Consider the following 19170-nt stretch of genomic DNA (forward strand, 5'->3'; position numbering starts at 1 on the left):
GGGGCATTCAAGGAGCCTCTCGGCGAGCCGCGCCTTCCCGGCGGCGCTCATCACGTCAGTCTGCTTTCCCGGAGCGTTTCCAGCCGCCGTGCCGGGATTCGGCCAGGCCCAGCAGTCCCAGCCTGCCAAGCCCGGCGCGGACCGAGTCCGGGCTCAGTCCGGCCACCGTGGCCAGCTTCTCGATAGAGCTGGTGGTGCGCAGCGGCAGGGCATCGAGCAGGATCAGGTCCTCCAGGGTCAGGCCGTCGTGGACCTCCGTCCGGCCGGCCTTGTCCGGGGGCATCGCCTGGCCGCTCGGGGAGGCGAGCTCGGCGATTTCCCCGGCATCCGTGACGCACACGGCCCCGCCTTCGCGCAGCAGCCGGTGGCAGCCGGCGGAGTTGGCGCTGTGGATGGATCCGGGCACGGCGCCCACGGCCCTGCCGAGGGTTTCGGCATGGTGGGCCGTGTTGAGGGCGCCGGAGCGCCACCGGGCCTCGACGACCACCGTAACGGACGCCAGCGCCGCAATGAGGCGGTTGCGTTGCAGGAACCGATAGCGGGTGGGTGCGGACCCGGGCGGGACCTCGGCCAGGACTGCGCCGTGGTCCGCCACGGCCCGGAGCAGGTCCTCGTTGCCAGCGGGGTAGAAGCGGTCCACTCCCCCGGCCATGACGGCAATGGTGGGCACGCCGCCCGTGCTGCCCGTGCTGCCGGCCAGGGCGGCCCGGTGGGCGTGGGCGTCGATCCCGTAGGCACCGCCGGAGACGATCGTGAAGCCACGCTGGGCCAGCGAGTACGCGAGGTCACCCGTCACCGAGGCCCCGTAGCTGGTGCTGTCCCGGGAGCCCACCAGGGCTATGGCCATGGCCGCCGGGGGCAGTTCCTGCTCGACGCCGCGCCACCACAGGCACAGAGGCTCCTGCAGGCCGAGGTCCGCCAGTTGCCGCGGCCACAACTCATCCGTGGGAATGATGATCCGTCCGCCGAGCCGCTGCATGGTGGCCAGATCCCGCTCCGGCGCGAGGTCGGGCACGCGGGGGGCCCAACGCTTCAGCGCCTCGGTGAGTCCCGACCAGCCGCTGCCGGAGCCGCTCTCCGCCAGGATTCCGGTGATCTCCTGCTCGAGCCCGGGACCGGCAGCGAGCCCGCCGCTGGCAATCCGCAGGGCGTCCTGCGCTCCCGCGGCCTGCACCAGTGCCAGCGCCGCCGCGTCCTGCGGTTCGAACAGCCGGGACAGGGCGGCCCGGGTTGTTCGTTCATCATCGATCATGGTGGTTCCTTTCGCGGAGGCTAGGGGCGGCGCGGGTTTCGTGCGGCAGGCTCAGGGGGAGGCCGCGGCCTGGCGAAGGCCCAGCGCCTGCCCGACGTCGTCCCCGTCGGGCACGTCGCGCCGGGAGAGGTCCGCAAGGGTCCAGGCGAGGCGCAGCACGCGGTCGTAGCCGCGTGCTGTCAGCACACCGCGCTCCAGCGCGTAGTCCAGGATGCGGGTGGTGGGGGCATCGAGCCGGAGAGCCCCGCGCAGCAGCCGCCCCGGCACCTGAGCGTTGGTTTCCATCCCGAACGGCAGCAGCCGCTCGAGCTGGCGGCTCCGGGCGGCCCGGACCCGTTCTGCAATGCTGGCGGTGCCCTCCTCGGGCGCGGGCTGGCCGAAGCCGGCGAGCGACACCCGCTCGACTTCGAGCTGGATATCGACCCGGTCCAGCAGCGGCCCGGACATCCGGGCCTGGTATCGGCGGCGCATGGTGGGGGTGCAGATGCAGTCCACCCCTTTGCCAGTAGCCTTGCCGCAGGGACACGGGTTGGCCGCGAGGACCAGCTGAAACCGGGCGGGATAGGCCGCTGAGCCGGCGGAGCGGTGGATGACCAGCTCACCGCTTTCCAGTGGCTGCCGCAGGGCGTCCAGGACGCCGCGGTCATACTCCGGCGCCTCGTCCAGGAAGAGCACCCCGCGGTGGGCGCGGGACGCCGCCCCGGGCCGCGGCAGCCCGGACCCGCCACCGATGATGGCCACTGCGGTGGCGGTGTGGTGCGGGCTCTCGTAGGGTGGCCGGCGCAGGAGTTGCACGGAGCCGGACGGCAGCGAACACAGGGAGTGGATGGCGGTGACCTCCATGGCCTCGGTGTCGCCCAGGTCCGGCAGCAGGCCGGGCAGCCGCTCGGCCAGCATGGTCTTCCCGGCGCCCGGCGGTCCGGTCAGCAGCAGGTGGTGGGCGCCGGCGGCGGCCACTTCCAGGGCGTGCCGCGCCGCTGCCTGGCCGGAGACATCGCACATGTCCGGCACCAGCGCGGGTCCGTTGTCCCTACCGGGGCCGTCTATGTCGTCCGGCTCGGGTTCGAAGTCGAGCGCCAGGTCCTGCGGGTCGGCGCCGCAGTCGAACGCGAGCCGGGCCAAGGTGGCGTAGCCCCGGACCTGTGCGCCGGGGACGAGCTCGGCCTCCGCCACGTTGGCCCTGGCCACGACGACCTCGGGATAGCCGGCCCGGACGGCGGCCATCACGGCCGGAAGGATGCCCCGCACGGGCCGCAGCCGGCCGTCCAGGCCGAGCTCGGCGATAAAGACGGTGCGGCCGGTGGGCCGGATGTCGTCCGCCGCCAGCAGCACGGCCATGGCGATGGCGAGGTCGAAGCCCGAGCCGCGTTTGGGCAGGGACGCCGGGATGAGGTTGGCCGTGATCTTCCGGCGGCTCAGCGGGATCCCCGAGTTCTGTGCCGCGGAGCGGATCCGTTCCTTGGCCTCGTTCAGGGAGGCGTCCGGCAGGCCCAGGATCACGAACGCCGGCAGGGTCTGGCCGATGTCGGCCTCGACCTCGACGATGTAGCCGTTGAGGCCCACGAGCGCGACGGAATAGGTCCGGCCCAGCGCCATCTAGCCCACCCCCTTGAGGTGCTCGACGGCGGGCTCCCCGACGCCGTCGTCCAGCACGGCGATCACGTCCACGCGGCGCAGAGGCATCCGCAGCTCGTGGTCCCGGCACCACGCCGACGCGAGCCGGTGGAGGCGGGCCAGCTTGTCCGCTCCGACCGCCTCGAAGGGATGCCCGTACGCCAGGGATCGCCGGGTTTTCACCTCGGCGATGACCAGCGCGTCGCCGTCGAGCGCGACAATGTCGATCTCGCCCTCGGCACAGCGCCAGTTACGGTCCACCACCCGCATGCCGAGCGATTCAAGATACCCGGCGGCGACTTCCTCCCCGCGCCGGCCCAGCACATCCTTGGCTCTCATGACACCAGCGTGGGGTACCGCTACTGACGAACACAGGGCACAGTTCGGCTATGTGGAAACCTGATGGCCCGGCCCCCGTTTGAGGGCGATGTCGGTCCGGCAAAGAAACGTGGCACCAAGCAAAGCGGAGTCAGTCTGAAGCTGGCACCTCGTCTTCGGGTAACTGAAGTTGCTGGTCTAGTGGCCCGCCGGGCGAAGTAATGAACTGGTCTTTCCAGGCCGGGTCAATGATCATGAGAGACTTCACGCCTTCGCCAAACTCAGCACTGTAGTAGTGCTGCAGGGCCTTTTTCTCCATTTCGCTCAGCGGTGTTGAGGAGTCCAAGACGTCAAGGTATTCATTGACAGACCTGAAGTCGAGATTGGCAGATCGCCCGCGTACAACTCGGTAAGCCTTGGTAACGAATGACTGCCCCTTATACCGGTCCTCTGAGCTCACCGGTGTCGGGCTTATCACGGGAACGGTCAGGGCCTTATCAAAGTCTCGAACAATGCGAAGCAGTTCATCAACCTTTTCGGACAATGATCGATCCGGCGGCCTGAGCGCCGATCTGGCGTTGGCTAGGTGTTCGAGGGCTGCAGCCAACTGTTCCCACTCGTTATCGATGCGGCCGTCCAGCGTGTCCTGGCGAATATTTGGGCCGTACTCGTTCACCGACTTCATCAGGGACTTGAAGCCTTCGATGTCCGCCATCTTCATTTGAAAGTTCTTGAACGGACCCACAACGTCGTTGGTGTCGTCAATGTCCAGCAGGAGTACTCCGAGGCGCTTCCTGCGGTCCCCTACTTGTCGGGACAAGGCGCCGGCCTCATAGTTGAGCCACTGCTCTTGTTGGTTGGCCTTGGTTACGCAGATGATGCCAAAGTCGGTATCAGTCAGTTCTTCCTCGATCTGAGCCAACCACTGCTCCCCGGCCGGAATCTCTGGACTGTAAAAAGTGGTGACAGTATCGAACAACCGACCAATGGCCTCGTTCAGGACTCCGGCAAATTCGCAAGAGTTCTTAGACCAGCTAATAAAGACCTTCAAGACTTACCCCAGGTTCGCTCTGACAATTCATGTAAAGGCTACCAATGGGCATCGCATATTCAGCTCACCCACGAGGAATATCCAGCGGCCCGACACCTAGCACCAGATCGGGTGTCCAAGACTTTTCGGCGGAGTTGCATGGAAAGGCTCCCCAATGGCACTCAGCTCCAATCTCGCCGACGTCGTCGCCCACGTCGCCTCTCCCGCACCGGCAGCTAGCGCCTGGAGCAGATCACCACCCATGAAGGCGTTTCGCACGAGTACATTTTCTGCCGCTCCCGGCATCGCCTCCGAGAAGACATGGTTACCCGCCGTAAGCCGGCTGTATTTCCGTCGGGGGGCGCCGCAGAGCCAACTAGCCTTCTGCGTGCAGATCGCCCTCGTTAGGGAAGAACGTATCCGGGATGATCATGAAGTGGTCAGAACGGATTATTTCTCCTGAAGTCAGACTGACGACCCCTCGAACTTCATACATCTTGTCGACGCCCTGACTGTTCCCCTGCGGCGCTTGAAGGCGGAAATGCCACGTTGCAATCTCTTCAGCCTGCAAAACTCGACGCGTACCCATGACATCCGAGATGTCAGCGGACGCCGTCGGGTAGCCTCCAAGCTGTAAGCCTTCGGCTCGGAAAAAACCCCAGCCAGTTGGAGGATCTTTCCACTCAAACGAAATGCTCTCGACTCCGGCCGGTCGGCCCACGCTACGAACAGTTACCCCTACGAAGAACTCGTTATATATTCCATCGTGACGAGGCGTTCCGACCACACTCGCTTGTGCGCTGACGACGACCCGGCGCCGGGTACGGTAAGCAACCAACCAGGTCCAACTAAGGCTTATTACAGAGACGATGAGGGCGCCGGTGGCGGTGATGTCCGATGTTGTCATGAAGCTAGTTTCGCCGTCGCCATGACGGCTGGCTCGGCGACCCGCAGGTGCCAGACTCATTCCATCAGTCGACCGCACCCGAGGGGACGCTCCCCTGCACGCCCAAGCCCCTAGACCTGAGCGGCACAGCGCGCGCGGTAAGCGTGCGTGCCTTGTTTTCGGCGGCACGCCGCCCGCCGCGGCCGCTTCCCTCTCTTCTCGCTTAGAAAGGCCCCTCCGCCGCCTTCGAGCAGTACGAACTGAGTATCCCGGAGCCGCAGTGCCCCTCCATGACCGCAGCGACGATCGACACGCTCCAGATTATCGAGCTCTCTATCCGTCACACCCGTCCCGGCCTGGCGACCGGCAAGGCCTCGCCGCTCCTGGCGGAGACCGATCAGCAACGGGCGATGCTGGTTCACCTCCCGGGCGTCCTGGATCTCCGTCTGGAAGGCAACGAGGCTCCGGGCGAGTCCGGCGTCAGGTGGTCCGTCTCACGCGCCGCCCACACCCGCTGGAGCCGATGACTTGGTTGGCAGCAGGCAAGTTCCCGCTTCGGCGCCAGTTCCCCCGGGAGTTCAGGCGAGCACGTCCTGGACACTTTGCCGATGCTTGTCCTAGGCGCTACCACCTTCTCCTCGTCTGGCGCATGCCTAGCGATTCAAGATACCCGGCGGCGACTTCCTCCCCGCGCCGGCCCAGCACATCCTTGGCTCTCATGACACCAGCGTGGGGTACCGCTACTGACGAACACAGGGCACAGTTCGGCTATGTGGAAACCTGATGGCCCGGCCCCTCAACGAGCTAGGCGCAACCGATCAGTTCGTCGACGAGAACCGGCATACATCCAGCTGTCGCTGCAGGGGCACAAGTCGAATGAGAAGAGTATCCGCAGCTTGTTCAGCACGGCAGATCGCATACTTAAGGCCGGACAGGAAGAACCGCAGGAGGAACAGGAATGAAAGTACTTTTCCTCGATATTGATGGAGTCGTCAACCGTGTGGGTACGAGACAGCGCTATCGCGGCTTCATGGGCATCGACCCTGTCCTGGCATTCAAGGTCGCCAAGATCGTCCTCGACACTGATGCAGCCATTGTCCTTACGTCCACATGGCGGCATTTCCAAGGCGGCCGTGAAGAAGTCGACCGACACGTCTACGAGACCTTGGACGTTACTCCGACAGCCGACACGGGTTTTCGTGGCGAGGAGGTGAAGATGTGGCTGGACCAACATCCGGACGTTACCCGCTTTGCCATTCTCGATGATGACACCGATTTCTATGATGATCAGCCGTTATTCAAGACCAACTGGCAAACGGGAATCACTGACGAGGTTGCGCAGCAGGTAACCGAGTATCTAAACAGCAAGGAGAAACCCCCGGTGGAAGACAAGGGTGAAAGGTGAACGGCTGCTAGCCGAGGGAAGCTGTTGACGCCACGGACTTCCCGAGAATTGGTCCCAGCAAGGCGCTGAATTCGGCATTCAGATGGTTCGTATCGAAGTAGACAACCACTCCCCCGATCACCGCGTAGCAGTCTCGACGGTCGCAGAAGTGGTCCGTCAGGTCGATCAGGGAAACGCCGGGATTCCGAGCCGACCGGGCGGCCACAGTGAGCGGATCCTGCGGCTGCGCCACTGCCCGCGGAACAGCGCACCGGGCCGGATCGGCCTCATTCAAGGACACGCAGTCCGCGGCTCTCACACCGGCATTCAACGGGGGGTCCGCCAGCACGTAAACTCTGGCGCCGGTATCCGTCCACTTCTTCCAGGTCCGCTGGAACCCCTCGCCAAACTGCTGCCGTTCCGGGGCCCCGGAGCCGTCGTCGACTTTCATATCCCGGGCGAATGCCGACGAAAAGACGGCGGCCGGCCGGTCCTTGGCCACGGCACCGGCAACGGCCGCGGACCAGTCCATGCACCGTCTCGCTTCGCCCGGGTTGGTCTTGCCCTCATAACCAATGAAACGAACGTCAGCCACGGGGCAGCCGCCGAGCATGGCCGTCTTGACGAGCCAATGCCGCTCCCGGGCAAGGGCAAAGATGGCACCCTGCCACTGCTGGGCGTGGGAATCCCCCACCAGCCAGACAACCTTGGGATTCGGCCTGCCGGAGGAGAAATCACACGAAAGGTGAGTCTTGGTTCCGCCCGCCATCAGGGCCGTGAGCGCGGCGCCGCATTCCGGTGGCACGTTCCAGTACTGGTTTGCCTCTGTCAGGACGGGAACGGTGGCCGGCCCGAAGCGGCCAGGGCAGTGCGCGCCTGGTTCCATGGCCCGGGGTCCGCGGCAGGGCGAATTCCTTGCTGCTTCGATAGCCTCCTCCGCGGCAGCGTTCTGGACCCCCCAGGCCCAGGCTTGGCCTGCCGCTATGGCGCCGATGACCGCAATGCCGGCCGCCATCGCCAAGAAGCTGCGGCGGTTACTGAGGGCTAGGATCTTGGCCTTCTGCCCGCGGTCTTCGACAAATACCTTGGTGACGGCGGCCAAGGCAACCGTGACGAGTACGATGGCCAGCTTGTCTACCGAACTCAGTTGTCTGTCCAGCACGAACGGGGCGAGCACAATGAGCGGCCAGTGCCACAGGTACACCGAATACGAAATATTGCCAAGATACTGGACGGGGCCCAGGGCAGTGACCTTGTCATGCACCAAGGGTCGCCGTCCGCCGCTGGCGATGACCAGTGCCGTCCCCAGCACCGGCAGGAGCGCGGCGACGCCGGGAAAGTCGGTCTGCTCGGTAAAGAACAGACCGGAGAGCAGTACCAGGGCCAGCCCGGACAAGGATGCCGCATTGGCCGCTGCCCGCCCGAGGGCAAGCCGGGGTCCAGCGACGGCGATCAACGCCCCGGCACCGAACTCCCACGCACGGACCGGGGTCGCAAAGTACGCCTGGTTGGGGGCGAATTCAGTCATCAGCACAGACACGATCAGGCTTAGGATGCAGAGCGCACCGATGCCCAGGCCAAGCACCAGCTCCAGGCTCCGCTTCAACCGGCGCGCGAGCAGGAAAAGTCCGACCAGAAGCAGCGGCCACAGCAGATAGAACTGTTCCTCCACTGACAGGGACCAGTAGTGCTGGGCTACCGTAGCGGACTGCGTCGACGCCGAGTAGTCGACTGATTTGGCGGCCAGCACCCAGTTTTCGCCGTAGATGGCGGTAGCCAGGATTTCCTGGGCCGTGGCAGGCCAGCGGGAGAATGGAAGCCAGATCATGACCGCTGCGCTGGCTGCTGCCAGCACCAGGAATGCGGCCGGCAGCAGGCGCCTGACCCGCCGGGAGTAGAACGATGCGAGGCCCAAACGGCCCGTTGCGGACAGCTCCTTGTTCAGGTGCGACGTGATCAGGTAACCGGAGATGACAAAGAAGACGTCCACGCCCACGTAACCGCCGGTCAGCCGGGCGGGCCACAAATGGTTCAGCACCACCAGGCTGACGGCCACAGCCCGGAGCGCCTGGATGTCCGTTCGAAAAGGTGCCCGCCCTGTCCGTGCTGGCGGAGACTCCGCAGGCGCGGACTCGGACAAAAGTGCTGTGGGCATGGAGGAAACGATAGTGCATTCGCAGGAACGGCCCGGCCACCGTCAGAGCCTCCGGGAGAACCGAGCCCAGGCGCGTTACCGCAGGTCAACTGCGGATCGCATGCTCGCGCAGAAGACGGCCGAGGATTTCCGCCGGGCAGGCCCGCCAGGATTCAAAACCGTGACGGCCTTGACGGGACCTGTTGAGGCAATTGTCAGGCCGCGAAACGTAGCCAGGGCCCGCTTGGCCCGCCTAGGCTTTTCCCAACCCCCTGGCACTCCGCGGGGGCGCCCGTATTCTTTCCAAAGGATCGGCGTATGGAAGATCGCGCGGCTCCGACGCTGGCGGAAACCCACCCGCTGGGAACGTACCAGCCCACGGAACCACTTCCCCGCGAGCCGGGTGGGCAGGCTGCGCCCAATTGGTTCCCGCCAGCGCCGGGGCGCCAACCGGCGTCGGAGTCAGCACCTGCGCCAGCACCCGGGCGCCATCCTGCGCCAGCTCCCGCGCCAACCCGGCCTGAACCAGAGCCTGCGGTGCCGGCTGGAAAACGCAAGCACCGGATCCGGCGGCTCCTCGCAAGGGTCTTCAAGCTCGGCCTCGCCATGGCGGTCATCACCGAACTGGCCGCCGTCGCGTTCGTCTGGTTCGCTCCCCCGCGTACTGCATTCATGCTGCAGACCGGCGGCCCGATCGCCTACCAGTACGTATCCCTGAACCACATCAGCCGCTACGTCATTGCCGCGGCCGTTGCCCACGAAGACCAACAGCTGGGAACCCGTGTTGGCGCGTTCGACGTTGATGAGTTCCGGGACAGGGCCCTCGCGTACCTGCAGGGCAAGGAAGACCCGAGCGGTTCCACGGTCCCGCAACAGCTCGTGAAGAACATCTTCCTGTGGCCGGAACCGAACCCGCTGAGGAAGGGCCTGGAGGCAGGCCTTGCGACCGAGTTCAGCCTCACCCTGAGCCCGCAGCGGATCATGGAGCTGTATCTGAACTACGCACAGTTCGGCCCGAAGCTGTACGGCATCTGCGCAGCGAGCTGGTACTACTTCGACGAACCGCCATGGAAGATGTCCGAGTATCAGGCTGCGCAATTAATGGGCGTCTTGCCGCTGCCCACACTCGTCACCCGGTCCGCCGAAGGAGGGATCTATCTGGGCCCGGGGGTCCACCCCAAAGTGTGGGACTACGTCAACGGTGCGGCCAACGTATGGGTCCCCAAGCAGATCGAAGGTCTCGGCGGATGGAAGGCGGCCGTGGCCACCATCGGCATCTCCGACACAGCGACCGACCACGCGGCCGAGCGTGGAACCGCAAACCCGGATGGCTGCAGTTCGTATCCGGCGAGTGTGCTGGATCTGCTGCGGCAACACGGCATTGCACTGGACCGCAACGGGCACCCAGCGCCACTGCGTGGCTAGGAAACCGCGGCTAGGAAACTGCGGGGCTAGGAAACCGCGGCTAAGAAAACCGGGGCTAGCGCCCCAGGATCAGTTGCCCAGGTCCTCGACCTTGGGCAGGGCGAGTTCCTCGCTGCGCGGCAGTTCCTCGACGTTGACGTCCTTGAACGTGATGACGCGGACGCTCTTGACGAACCGGGCGGAGCGGTAGACGTCCCACACCCAGGCGTCCTGCAGGGTCAGGTCGAAGTAGACCTCGCCGTCGGCGCTGCGGGCCTGCAGGTCAACGTGGTTGGCAAGGTAGAAACGCCGTTCGGTCTCGACCACATAGCTGAACAGCCCGACGACGTCGCGGTATTCGCGGTAGAGCTGTAGCTCCATGTCGGTTTCATAGTTTTCAAGGTCCTCGGCACTCATGGTTCCATCTTGCACCATCCGGCGCCGGCCGTGCGCCACAGAGCGCCGGCCGTGCGCCACCGGCCGCCACCGTAGGGAGCACCTGCCGCTAGAGCAGCTGCCAGCTGACCCGGTGGTAGGGCGTGGGACCGGCGGTCCGCAGCGCCTCCTTGTGCGCCGCGGTGCCGTAGCCCTTGTTCTCATCCCAGCCGTAGGCCGGGTACTGGGTGTGCAGCTCGCACATCATCGCATCGCGCTCAACCTTCGCGAGGATGCTGGCCGCGGCGACGCTGAGGCACTGCATGTCGGCTTTCACCAGTGTGTGCACCGGGGCGTCGCAGCCGGGTTCGGCGGGAGCCTCGTCAAACAATGAGGGCTGGAGATCGGGCGAGAGCCAGTTGTGGCTGCCGTCCAGCAGAACCACTTCGGGCCGGACGCCGGCGGTGAGGACCGCGAACCAGGCCCGGTTGCCGGCAAGGCGGAGGGCGGCGATGATCCCGAACTCGTCAATCTCGTTCGCGGACGCGTGTCCGACGGCGGAGGCGACGCACCACTCCCGCACCAGCGGCACCAGCCGCTCCCGGTCCGCGACCTTCAGCAGCTTGCTGTCCCGGACATCGGCCAGGAGCTTCTGCTGCTGCAGGTCCACGACGGCGATCCCCACGCTGACGGGGCCGGCCAGGGCGCCGCGGCCCACCTCGTCGATGCCTGCGAGAAGCCGGGCGCCGGAGCTGCGGAAGCGGTGTTCGTAGTCGAGGGTGGGGGCGGCTGACATGGTGGGAGGCTTACTTTCCGGACGGGGCGGGCACGGCCCGGAAGACGTCCGGGTAGTTGTCCAGGGCCGATATCCTGTTCAGCGGCCACGCGATGACGGCGGCCTTGCCTTCAATGTCGGACTCGTTGACGAAGCCGCCGTTGGTGTCCATGTGGGCGCGGGAATCCGCGGAGTGGTTGCGGTTGTCGCCCATGACCCAGACCTTGCCCGCGGGCACCACGACGTCGAAGTCGCGGACCTGGGGAATCTCTGCGGGATTGATGTACTTCTCGTTCAGCGGCGTGCCGTTGACGGTGAGCTGTCCGCCGGCGTCGCAGCAGACCACGTGGTCGCCCGGGAGCCCGATGACGCGCTTGACCAGGTGCTGTTCCGAGTTATCCGGAAGCAACCCGACGAACGTCAGCCCGTCCTGCACCCAGGTAAACGGGCCCTTCCTCTTCTCGGCCGCGGGGGCAAGCCAGCCCTGGCTGTCCCGGAACACCACGACGTCCCCGTGTTGGAGCGCCATGGGCTCCGGCACGAGGAGGTTCACGAAGATGCGGTCGTTCACATCGAGCGTGTTGACCATGGATTCGGACGGGATGTAGAAGGCCCGGAACAGGAAGGTCTTGATCAGGAAGGACAGCACGATCGCCACGATGACCACCGTGGCAACCTCTTTCAGCCACAGGAAAAGCGGACTGTGCTCTTCACGGGCTTTGGCCTTTCTGGCCCGGCGCGAGGACGCATCCGCGTGGGCGGGACCGGCGGCCCGGTCCCCGGCGGCCCGGTCCCCGGCGGCCCGGTCCCTGTCGGCCCGGTCCCCGTCTGTCCGATCAGCCCGCTGCGCTCCGGTGCCTTCGTCCTCCGATGCCGACGCCGGCCCAACAGCTCGCGCCGCAGGCCCCGCCGCGTCCGGCACACCAGCCGGTGGATCCGCCGGCTCGTCCCCGGGGACCGCCGAGGCGGTAACCCGGGGTCGGTCCTGACCCTGCGGATCAGGAGTGCGCGGTTCGGTCTCGGGCATCTACTGTCCGTTCGTCGTCGTCGTTGCCGCGGCCGGTTCGGGCCGCGCTACTGCTGCAAATCTATCAAGCGGCCAGATGATCTGTACCGGTCTGCCAATGACGCGTTCCAGCGGCACCATGCCGCCGCCGGGGGCGCCGAGGAGGCTCCGGGAATCGGCCGACAGGGAGCGGTGGTCCCCCATGAGCCAGAGCCGTCCGGCCGGCACCTCAACAGCGAACTTCACCTTGCTGGGGGTGTCACCCGGATACAAGTACGGTTCCGCAACTTGCTGGCCGTTGACTGTGAGCTTGCCGCCGGCATCGCAACAGACCACGCGGTCGCCGGGCAGCCCGATGACGCGCTTGACATACGTGGTGTCGCTGCCCGCGAGGCCCAGCCAGCGGCCGGCTTCGGCGAGGGCATCCACCACGGGGCCGTTGCCGCTGTTGAGCGGGGCGAAAGAGCCGCGGCCGTCAAAGACCACCACGTCCCCCCGGCCCAGGGGTTCAGCCTGGAATCCGGTCCGCGCCACCAGGATCCGGTCCCCGGTGTGCAGGAGCGGTTCCATGGAGGCGGACGGGATGAAGAAGATGTCCACCCACAGCGAGCGGACCACGGCACTGATGGCCACGGCGAGCACCAGCGCCAGCAACGCAAAACGCCAGCCCGGTTTCCTGGGCTGGCGTTTTGGCTGTTCCATGTTCCGTATCCCTTGGCGCTGTCGTGAACTAAATTGCGCTGTTGCGGATAGCTCCGGCGCCGCATTAGCTGACGCACCGGGTACGGTCCGTGGAGCCGCGGTGGAAGCCTGCGGTGTAAGTCGGGAAGGACTTACTTGGCGGGCTGGAAGTCGCGCTTTTCCTTGATCTTCGCGGCCTTACCACGCAGGTTACGCATGTAGTAAAGCTTGGCGCGGCGCACGTCACCCTTGGAGACGAGCTCGATCTTGTCGATGATCGGGGAGTGCACCGGGAAGGTACGCTCTACGCCGACACCGAAGGAGACCTTGCGGACGGTGAAGGTTTCGCGGACGCCATCGCCGTGGCGGCCCAGGACGAAGCCCTGGAAGACCTGGACGCGGGAGTTCTTGCCTTCGATGATGTTCACGTGAACCTTGATGGTGTCACCCGCGCGGAACTCGGGAACATCGGTGCGCAGCGAGGCTGCATCTACGGAATCGAGGATATGCATTGATCCACTCCTGGTGAACGCCACAGGTCACTCACGTTGGGTTACGGCGGCCAAGCCCGGGGGCATTTGCCGCCCGGAAATTTCCGCCGAAAGTTTGTCAATCCGGCCCTGTCAGGAATAGACGGGACCGGGGTGCCGGGCTGTTGGTAGCGCTCCCCCTGTGGCAGGTTCGCAACCCAGCAGGCACAAGGACTAATTTTGCCACATTTTGTGCGGGTTAGCCCAATCCCGGCGGTTAGGCGTCGGGACGGCGCACCAGGTGACCGTCGACGACGTCGTACCCCAGGTCAGCGAACGCCGTGCGGTCCGCGCGCGGCAGCTTGCCGGCGTCGAACTCCGCGAGGAGGTCGGGGCGGCGTTCGGCGGTGCGCCGGTACTGCTCGTGCCGGCGCCACTGGGCGATCTTGCCGTGGTTGCCGCTCAGCAGCACCGCCGGGACGTCCCGCTCCCGCCAGCTGGAAGGCTTGGTGTAGACGGGGTACTCGAGCAGCCCGTCCGAGTGGGACTCCTCCACGAGGGACTCGGGGTTGCCGACGACCCCGGGCAGCAGCCGCCCGATGGCCTCCACCATGGCCAGCACGGCCACTTCACCGCCGTTGAGGACGTAGTCCCCCAGGCTCATCGGGCGCACCGTGAAGTGGTCCGCGGCCCATTCCAGGACCCGTTCATCGATGCCTTCGTAGCGTCCGCAGGCGAACACCAGCTGGTCTTCCTCCGCCAGTTCGTGCGCGGTGGCCTGGGTGAAACGCTCCCCCGCCGGCGACGGGACGATCAGGACCGGCTTGCCGGCGGATCCGGCAGCGTCGGGAGCTCCCGGTACGCCGGCGTCCCCGGCGCCTTCGGACTGCCCGGCGGCTTCAGCACGCTCCGCCCGCCCGGCGGCCACGGCGGTGAGGGCCTGCGCCCACGGCTCGGGCTTCATGACCATGCCGGCGCCGCCGCCGTAGGGGGTGTCATCCACGGTCCGGTGCCGGTCGGTGGTGAACTCCCGCAGGTCGTGGACCCTCAGGTCCAGCAGGCCGTCCTGGCGGGCCTTGCCGATCAGCGACAGCTCCAGCGGGGCCAGGTACTCCGGAAAGATGCTGACGACGTCGATTCTCATCTACGCGTTGCCCCGCGCTTCGGGGTTCTGGTCTTCCGGGTGCTGGTCCGGGCTTTTCTGGTCATCCGGGTTCTGATCTTCAGGGCTTTTCTGGTCGGGGGCCTCGTCGGTGTTGACCTCGAACAGTCCGGGCGGCGGGGTGACCAGGACGTACTTTTCGCCGACGTTGACCTCGGGCACAATCTGCTCCACGAACGGGATCAGGACTTCCTTGCCGTCGTTCGCGGTGACCACCAGCAGGTCCTGGACGGGCAGTGTGTGCAGTCCGGAGACCTTGCCCACCACGTTGTCGCCCACCCGGACGTCCAGGCCCACGAGCTCGTGCTCGTACCAGCCCTCATCGTCGTCGTCGGCGCCGATTTCTTCGGTTTCGATGAACAGCTTCGCGCCGCGCAGGGTCTCGGCCTCGTTGCGGGTCTCGATCTCATCGAAGGCCAGCAACAGGATGTCTTTGTTCCAGCGGGCGCTGAACACCGTCAGCGGCCCGGCAGAGGCGGGTTCCACGATGAACTGCGTGCCGGGGACAAAACGGTCGCCGGGCGCGTCGGTGAGCACCTGGACGGTCACTTCGCCGCGGATGCCGTGGGGCTTGCCGATTCGTGCCACCTGGAGCTGCATCTGTTCCTCTGTTCGGGGTTGGTGATTCTGTAGGTCTGGTCCGTAGATACGGGAAAACAGTCCGGCCCCTCCACCATTATCTGGTGAAGGGGCCGGACTCAAGACAAGTAGTGCTGAAAAGCGTTACCGGCGGCGGTCGGTGTCGACGACGTCGACCCTAACCGGCTCGCCGTCCGCCAGCGCCGCAACCACAGTGCGCAATGCGCGTGCGGTCCGGCCCTGCCGGCCGATCACCCGTCCGAGGTCGTCCTGATGAACGCGCACCTCGAGGGTTTCCCCGCGGCGGTTGTTCTTCGCACTGACCTTGACGTCCTCGGGACTGTCAACAATCCCGCGGACCAGGTGTTCGAGCGCTTCTGCCAGCAATTTACTCAGCCTCGGTGGTCTCTGCTTCGGCGGCGTCGGCGGGAGCCTCGGCAGCTTCGTCCTTCTTTGCCTTCTTGGTGATGGCTTCCGGGATGATCACGGAACCCTTTTCCGGGGTAACGAAGGCAGCCTTGGGAGCCTTGGTCTTCAAGGTTCCCTCCTGGCCCGGGAGACCCTTGAACTTCTGCCAGTCACCGGTGATCTTCAGGATCGCGGCAACCTGCTCGGACGGCTGTGCGCCGACGCCGAGCCAGTACTGGGCACGGTCCGTGTCGACCTCGATGTACGAGGGCTCTTCGGTCGGGTGGTACTTGCCGATCTCTTCGATGGCACGGCCATCACGCTTGGAGCGTGAGTCCATGACGACGATGCGGTAGTACGGTGCGCGCATCTTACCGAAGCGCTTAAGGCGAATCTTTACGGCCACTTTTGTGGTCACTCCTGTTTCTGAAACGGGGTCGAGCCCGGCGTTCTGCACCCGTGGGGCGGGCCGTACTTGGGGGTTCTAAAGGACAAGATCCAGACGCGGAGAGAGGGGCCACGCAGATCGAGTACCTGTTCATTGTGCCAGATCACCGGCAGGATTTCGACTTGACACGGGCCCGGCGCACCAGCGCGCGGCCTGGACAGGTCGACAGACAGGGCTGTGCGCGCCGGTCAGGACGTCCAGACGTAGAGGCCAGACCTGGTGGCGGGGTCCACTCCGGCGGCGAGCTCGGCGATCCGGCGGACATAGCCGCGCGCCTCGTCCGGGCCGAAGGGCATGTCCTCCTCGGCGGCCCAGTTGGCCGCGACGTCCTCAAGGACGTCGCCCTCCCCCTCGGTTTCATAGGTGAGCAGTTCCGCCAGCGTGCGGACCATCGCGGCGGGGACGCCGAGCAGGGAGTCGCTGGCCACGTCAACCATGGCCAGCTCATAATCCGCGCCCGGCGCGTGCACGGCCACTCCTGCGAGGTCTCCCAGCCGCTCCACCTCGAAGTCACTGATATCCGGGATCCGGACGGCCCCCGGTGCGGCCGGGCCGCCGCCTTGGAGTGCGCCGGCGCGCTTGAGGGCTTCTTCGTGGGTGGACACAAAGAGTTCGGTGAATCCCATGCAGCTAGTCCTTAAGGTTCGGCGGTACGCGGACCGCTGTTTTCGCACGTCGCCTCAGCCTAGCGCGCTTCGGCCCGGCCATCCCGCGCCACCTCCCCGCGGACATGCCCTCTCCTGGCGGCGACCAACGGACATATAGGCGCTATGTCCACTCCCAGGCGCCGCAAATGGACATGTCCGGCGGCCCTGTCAGCCACATGGGGACATGTCCACCTCAGGCCCGGCCATCCCGCGCCACTTCCCCCCGCGGACATGCCCTCTTCTGGCGGCCACCGATGGACATATAGGCGCTATGTCCAGTCCCGGGCCCGGCAAATGGACATGTCCGGTGGCCCTGGCAGCCACATGGGGACATGTCCACCTCAGGCCCGGCCACGCGCCCGGACCGGCCCGGACTGGGGACATGCCCTCGCCGCGGACATGCCCTCCGCTGGCGGCGACCAACGGACATATAGGCGCTATGTCCACTGGTCGCCGCGGCCAATGGACATGTCCCTCAAGCCTCGGCCTTAGCGCACGGCGACACGGATCCGGTTGCGCCATGGGTCCTCGAAGCGCAGCTCGGCGCCGGTGTGGTGCGAGTCGACGCCGGCGACCTTGAGCCGGTCGGCCAGGGCCGCGACGTCGTCAGCGGACGGCACTTCGATGAGGACCTCACCCAGGCCCAGCGTGTCGCGCCGGGGGCCCGCGCCGCGGCTGTTCCAGACGTTCATGGCCATGTGGTGGTGGTAGCCGCCGGCCGAGACGAACAGCGCCTGGCCATGCCAGCCCGCGGTCTTCTCGAAGCCGAGCGTGCCGACGTAGAACTCATGCGCCGACTGGACGTCGCCCACCTGCAGGTGGATGTGCCCGACGCCGGCGGCAGCCTGGCGCTGCCCGGTCACGGACTCCTCGGTCAGGTACTGCTGCAGGTAGCGCTGCGGCGGCAGGGCGAGGCTGTCCATGACGACGTTCTTGCCCTCCCAGGACCAGGCCTCCCGCGGCCGGTCCCAATACAGCTCGATGCCGTTGCCTTCGGGGTCGTTGAAGTAGAAGGCCTCACTGACGAGGTGGTCCGCACTGCCGGTGAAGGACTGGGGCTCATACTGGGCCGCGCTGGCAATGGTGGCCGCCAGGGAGGGCTGGTCCTCGAAGAGGAGGGCGGTATGGAATAGCCCAGCCTCGCCGCGGGACGGAAGATTCAAGCCAGGCGCGGGTGCCAGGTGGACCAGCGGCTTCTGCTGGCGGCCAAGGTAGAGCCCGCCGTCCTGCTCGGCCACCGTCTCCAGTCCGAGCGCCCGATGGTAGTAGTCGGTCATGAGCTTCATGTCACCGACCTTGAGCATCACAGTGCCCATGGTGAGTTCGGCAGGAAGGAGGTCCTGGGTGCTGGCTTCTGCGGTCATTGAAACGCTCCGTGGGTTCTGTAGCCACCGGCTTTCGGTGACTCTGCATAGAAGTAAATTACTTGAAGCTTCAATTTATTCCTAATGGCCGGCTGGTTGCCTGTTCACCGGCAGCCCGCGCAGCACGATGTGCCTGAGGTGGCGGAGCGTGGCCGGCCGGCTCCGCGGATCTTCGGCGGCGACCAGGACATCCGCGCTCGCCCCTTCACCGATGGACTCCGCGCCGAGCCACGTCCGCGCGGACCAGCAGGCGGCGTCGAGAGCGGCTGCGGCGGGAAGGCCTGCGGCGTGCAGGGCCTGGATCTCGTCCACGATCCGGCCGTGGCTGATCACGCTGCCGGCGTCGGTGCCGGCATAGATGGCCACCCCCGCCTCGCGGGCTTCGAGGACCCGCTCCGCCCGCCGCTCCCACAGCGAGCGCATGTGGGCGGCGTAGCGGGGGAACTTGGCCTCCGCCCGGGCGGCGATGTCCGGGAACGTGGCGATGTTGATCAGGGTGGGCACAATTGGGACGCCCTGTTCGAGGAAGCGCGGCAGGTGCCGGGGCAGCAGCCCGGTGGCGTGCTCGATGCAGTCGATCCCGGCGTCGAGCATGTCATCCAGGGTGTCTTCGGCGAAGCAGTGGGCGGTGACGCGGGCCCCTTCGTCGTGGGCGGCCTGAACGGCGTCCTTGACCGTCCGGGCGGGAAAGCTGGCGGCGAGGTCGCCAGCGTCGCGGTCGATCCAGTCCCCCACGAGCTTGACCCAGCCATCGCCTGCGCGGGCCTGCTTGCGCACCGCCTCGACGAGATCCTCGGGTTCCACCTCCACGGCCAGGCCCGGCAGGTAGCGCCGGGTCCTGGCGAGGTGCCGGCCGGAGCGGATGATCCGGGGAAGGTCCGCGCGCTGCTGGAGCCAACGGGTGTCGTGGACCGCGCCGGCGTCGCGGACCAGCAGCGTCCCGGCGTCGCGGTCCGCCAGAGCCTGGGATTCCGCGGTGGCCTCGGAAACGTCCCCGCCCGGGCCCAAGCCGATATGGCAGTGGGCGTCCACGAGCCCGGATATCACCCAGCCGTCCAGCACAAGGTCCGGGGCGGCGGCCGGACGGCGGAAGGTCAGCAGGCCATCCACCGACCAGAGCCCGCGGCGTTCCTGGTCCGCCGCCGTGAGGATGGGGCCGCTGAACTCGATGATGCCGGTCATGGCCTAAAGCCTAGTCCCACGTAGGTCCGCCGGCCGCGTCATACTCGACAG

21 protein-coding genes are annotated in these 19170 nt (G+C 66.4%); 3 read left to right on the forward strand and 18 right to left on the reverse strand.

All coding sequences use genetic code 11. The features are described from left to right. Positions 1-55 precede the first annotated feature (55 nt). The 5 genes from dprA to ACFRJ8_RS04865 form a co-directional block, all read right to left on the reverse strand. Positions 56-1252: a DNA-processing protein DprA gene (gene dprA, locus ACFRJ8_RS04845; RefSeq protein ID WP_377985026.1), complete on the reverse strand. Its 1197-nt coding sequence runs from the start codon at positions 1250-1252 to the stop codon at positions 56-58. 51 nt (positions 1253-1303) lie between these two features. Beyond that, positions 1304-2848, reverse strand: a complete 1545-nt coding sequence (locus ACFRJ8_RS04850) for a YifB family Mg chelatase-like AAA ATPase (protein WP_377985027.1) — start codon at positions 2846-2848, stop codon at positions 1304-1306. Next, positions 2849-3205, reverse strand: a complete 357-nt coding sequence (locus ACFRJ8_RS04855) for a YraN family protein (protein WP_377985028.1) — start codon at positions 3203-3205, stop codon at positions 2849-2851. A 130-nt stretch (positions 3206-3335) separates the two neighbouring features. Further along, positions 3336-4235, reverse strand: a complete 900-nt coding sequence (locus ACFRJ8_RS04860; protein ID WP_377985029.1) for a TIR domain-containing protein — start codon at positions 4233-4235, stop codon at positions 3336-3338. A 355-nt stretch (positions 4236-4590) separates the two neighbouring features. Further along, positions 4591-5121 (reverse strand): hypothetical protein, encoded by a 531-nt coding sequence (locus ACFRJ8_RS04865; RefSeq protein WP_377985030.1) that lies wholly within the window; start codon positions 5119-5121, stop codon positions 4591-4593. A 269-nt stretch (positions 5122-5390) separates the two neighbouring features. Between ACFRJ8_RS04865 and ACFRJ8_RS04870 the strand changes: the two genes are divergently transcribed. Both ACFRJ8_RS04870 and ACFRJ8_RS04875 read left to right on the forward strand, forming a co-directional pair. Next, on the forward strand, positions 5391-5627 hold the full coding sequence (locus ACFRJ8_RS04870; protein ID WP_377985031.1) for a hypothetical protein: 237 nt from the start codon (positions 5391-5393) through the stop codon (positions 5625-5627). A gap of 431 nt (positions 5628-6058) precedes the next feature. Continuing rightward, positions 6059-6505 (forward strand): HAD domain-containing protein, encoded by a 447-nt coding sequence (locus tag ACFRJ8_RS04875; protein WP_377985032.1) that lies wholly within the window; start codon positions 6059-6061, stop codon positions 6503-6505. A 7-nt stretch (positions 6506-6512) separates the two neighbouring features. On the opposite strand, the gene ACFRJ8_RS04880 is transcribed toward ACFRJ8_RS04875, so the two are convergent. After that, a complete protein-coding gene (locus ACFRJ8_RS04880) occupies positions 6513-8639 on the reverse strand; it encodes an acyltransferase family protein (protein ID WP_377985033.1) in 2127 nt (708 codons plus the stop codon). A gap of 516 nt (positions 8640-9155) precedes the next feature. Here ACFRJ8_RS04880 and ACFRJ8_RS04885 point away from each other — a divergent pair. After that, positions 9156-10043 (forward strand): transglycosylase domain-containing protein, encoded by an 888-nt coding sequence (locus ACFRJ8_RS04885; RefSeq protein WP_377985034.1) that lies wholly within the window; start codon positions 9156-9158, stop codon positions 10041-10043. Positions 10044-10112: 69 nt separating this feature from the next. Here ACFRJ8_RS04885 and ACFRJ8_RS04890 read toward each other — a convergent pair whose 3' ends face one another. The 12 genes from ACFRJ8_RS04890 to ACFRJ8_RS04945 all read right to left on the reverse strand — a co-directional run bounded on the left by ACFRJ8_RS04890 (position 10113) and on the right by ACFRJ8_RS04945 (position 19119). Beyond that, positions 10113-10439 carry a DUF2469 domain-containing protein gene (locus ACFRJ8_RS04890; protein WP_018773443.1) on the reverse strand — a complete coding sequence of 109 codons (327 nt, stop codon included), beginning with the start codon at positions 10437-10439 and terminating at the stop codon, positions 10113-10115. A gap of 88 nt (positions 10440-10527) precedes the next feature. Beyond that, positions 10528-11193 (reverse strand): ribonuclease HII, encoded by a 666-nt coding sequence (locus ACFRJ8_RS04895; RefSeq protein ID WP_377985035.1) that lies wholly within the window; start codon positions 11191-11193, stop codon positions 10528-10530. A gap of 10 nt (positions 11194-11203) precedes the next feature. After that, positions 11204-12199, reverse strand: a complete 996-nt coding sequence (lepB, locus tag ACFRJ8_RS04900) for a signal peptidase I (RefSeq protein ID WP_377985036.1) — start codon at positions 12197-12199, stop codon at positions 11204-11206. Then, positions 12200-12880, reverse strand: coding sequence for a signal peptidase I (gene lepB, locus ACFRJ8_RS04905; protein WP_377985037.1), 681 nt, complete (start codon positions 12878-12880; stop codon positions 12200-12202). Positions 12881-13011: 131 nt separating this feature from the next. Next, positions 13012-13371, reverse strand: coding sequence for a 50S ribosomal protein L19 (rplS, locus tag ACFRJ8_RS04910; RefSeq protein ID WP_090578701.1), 360 nt, complete (start codon positions 13369-13371; stop codon positions 13012-13014). Between the two features lie 235 nt (positions 13372-13606). Next, positions 13607-14473: a tRNA (guanosine(37)-N1)-methyltransferase TrmD gene (gene trmD / locus ACFRJ8_RS04915; RefSeq protein WP_377985038.1), complete on the reverse strand. Its 867-nt coding sequence runs from the start codon at positions 14471-14473 to the stop codon at positions 13607-13609. Then, positions 14474-15091 carry a ribosome maturation factor RimM gene (gene rimM, locus ACFRJ8_RS04920; RefSeq protein ID WP_377985039.1) on the reverse strand — a complete coding sequence of 206 codons (618 nt, stop codon included), beginning with the start codon at positions 15089-15091 and terminating at the stop codon, positions 14474-14476. 123 nt (positions 15092-15214) lie between these two features. Beyond that, on the reverse strand, positions 15215-15457 hold the full coding sequence (locus tag ACFRJ8_RS04925; RefSeq protein ID WP_018773450.1) for an RNA-binding protein: 243 nt from the start codon (positions 15455-15457) through the stop codon (positions 15215-15217). 1 nt (position 15458) lies between these two features. After that, the gene (gene rpsP, locus ACFRJ8_RS04930) at positions 15459-15884 is read right to left on the reverse strand and encodes a 30S ribosomal protein S16 (protein WP_026266438.1); all 426 of its coding nucleotides are present in this window, start codon (positions 15882-15884) and stop codon (positions 15459-15461) included. Positions 15885-16114: 230 nt separating this feature from the next. After that, a complete protein-coding gene (locus tag ACFRJ8_RS04935; protein ID WP_377985040.1) occupies positions 16115-16552 on the reverse strand; it encodes a hypothetical protein in 438 nt (145 codons plus the stop codon). A gap of 509 nt (positions 16553-17061) precedes the next feature. Continuing rightward, positions 17062-17937, reverse strand: a complete 876-nt coding sequence (locus ACFRJ8_RS04940) for a VOC family protein (protein ID WP_377985041.1) — start codon at positions 17935-17937, stop codon at positions 17062-17064. Positions 17938-18018: 81 nt separating this feature from the next. After that, entirely contained in the window at positions 18019-19119 is a 1101-nt protein-coding gene (locus tag ACFRJ8_RS04945; RefSeq protein WP_377985042.1) for an amidohydrolase family protein, read from the reverse strand. Positions 19120-19170 lie beyond the last annotated feature (51 nt).

Origin of the sequence: Arthrobacter sp. NPDC056886 (assembly GCF_042788715.1) — a bacterium.
Taxonomy (GTDB): Bacteria; Actinomycetota; Actinomycetes; order Actinomycetales; family Micrococcaceae; genus Arthrobacter.

Bases quoted from the DNA above. Each gene is read 5' to 3' on its own strand.
- ACFRJ8_RS04940 (WP_377985041.1), bottom strand. From the start codon at position 17,937: ATGACCGCAGAAGCCAGCACCCAGGACCTCCTTCCTGCCGAACTCACC.
- ACFRJ8_RS04880 (WP_377985033.1), bottom strand. From the start codon at position 8,639: ATGCCCACAGCACTTTTGTCCGAGTCCGCGCCTGCGGAGTCTCCGCCA.
- dprA (WP_377985026.1), bottom strand. From the start codon at position 1,252: ATGATCGATGATGAACGAACAACCCGGGCCGCCCTGTCCCGGCTGTTC.
- ACFRJ8_RS04890 (WP_018773443.1), bottom strand. From the start codon at position 10,439: ATGAGTGCCGAGGACCTTGAAAACTATGAAACCGACATGGAGCTACAG.
- ACFRJ8_RS04850 (WP_377985027.1), bottom strand. From the start codon at position 2,848: ATGGCGCTGGGCCGGACCTATTCCGTCGCGCTCGTGGGCCTCAACGGC.
- lepB (WP_377985036.1), bottom strand. From the start codon at position 12,199: ATGCCCGAGACCGAACCGCGCACTCCTGATCCGCAGGGTCAGGACCGA.
- ACFRJ8_RS04875 (WP_377985032.1), top strand. From the start codon at position 6,059: ATGAAAGTACTTTTCCTCGATATTGATGGAGTCGTCAACCGTGTGGGT.
- lepB (WP_377985037.1), bottom strand. From the start codon at position 12,880: ATGGAACAGCCAAAACGCCAGCCCAGGAAACCGGGCTGGCGTTTTGCG.
- ACFRJ8_RS04865 (WP_377985030.1), bottom strand. From the start codon at position 5,121: ATGACAACATCGGACATCACCGCCACCGGCGCCCTCATCGTCTCTGTA.
- rplS (WP_090578701.1), bottom strand. From the start codon at position 13,371: ATGCATATCCTCGATTCCGTAGATGCAGCCTCGCTGCGCACCGATGTT.
- ACFRJ8_RS04935 (WP_377985040.1), bottom strand. From the start codon at position 16,552: ATGGGATTCACCGAACTCTTTGTGTCCACCCACGAAGAAGCCCTCAAG.
- ACFRJ8_RS04945 (WP_377985042.1), bottom strand. From the start codon at position 19,119: ATGACCGGCATCATCGAGTTCAGCGGCCCCATCCTCACGGCGGCGGAC.
- ACFRJ8_RS04870 (WP_377985031.1), top strand. From the start codon at position 5,391: ATGACCGCAGCGACGATCGACACGCTCCAGATTATCGAGCTCTCTATC.
- trmD (WP_377985038.1), bottom strand. From the start codon at position 14,473: ATGAGAATCGACGTCGTCAGCATCTTTCCGGAGTACCTGGCCCCGCTG.
- rimM (WP_377985039.1), bottom strand. From the start codon at position 15,091: ATGCAGCTCCAGGTGGCACGAATCGGCAAGCCCCACGGCATCCGCGGC.
- ACFRJ8_RS04895 (WP_377985035.1), bottom strand. From the start codon at position 11,193: ATGTCAGCCGCCCCCACCCTCGACTACGAACACCGCTTCCGCAGCTCC.
- ACFRJ8_RS04855 (WP_377985028.1), bottom strand. From the start codon at position 3,205: ATGAGAGCCAAGGATGTGCTGGGCCGGCGCGGGGAGGAAGTCGCCGCC.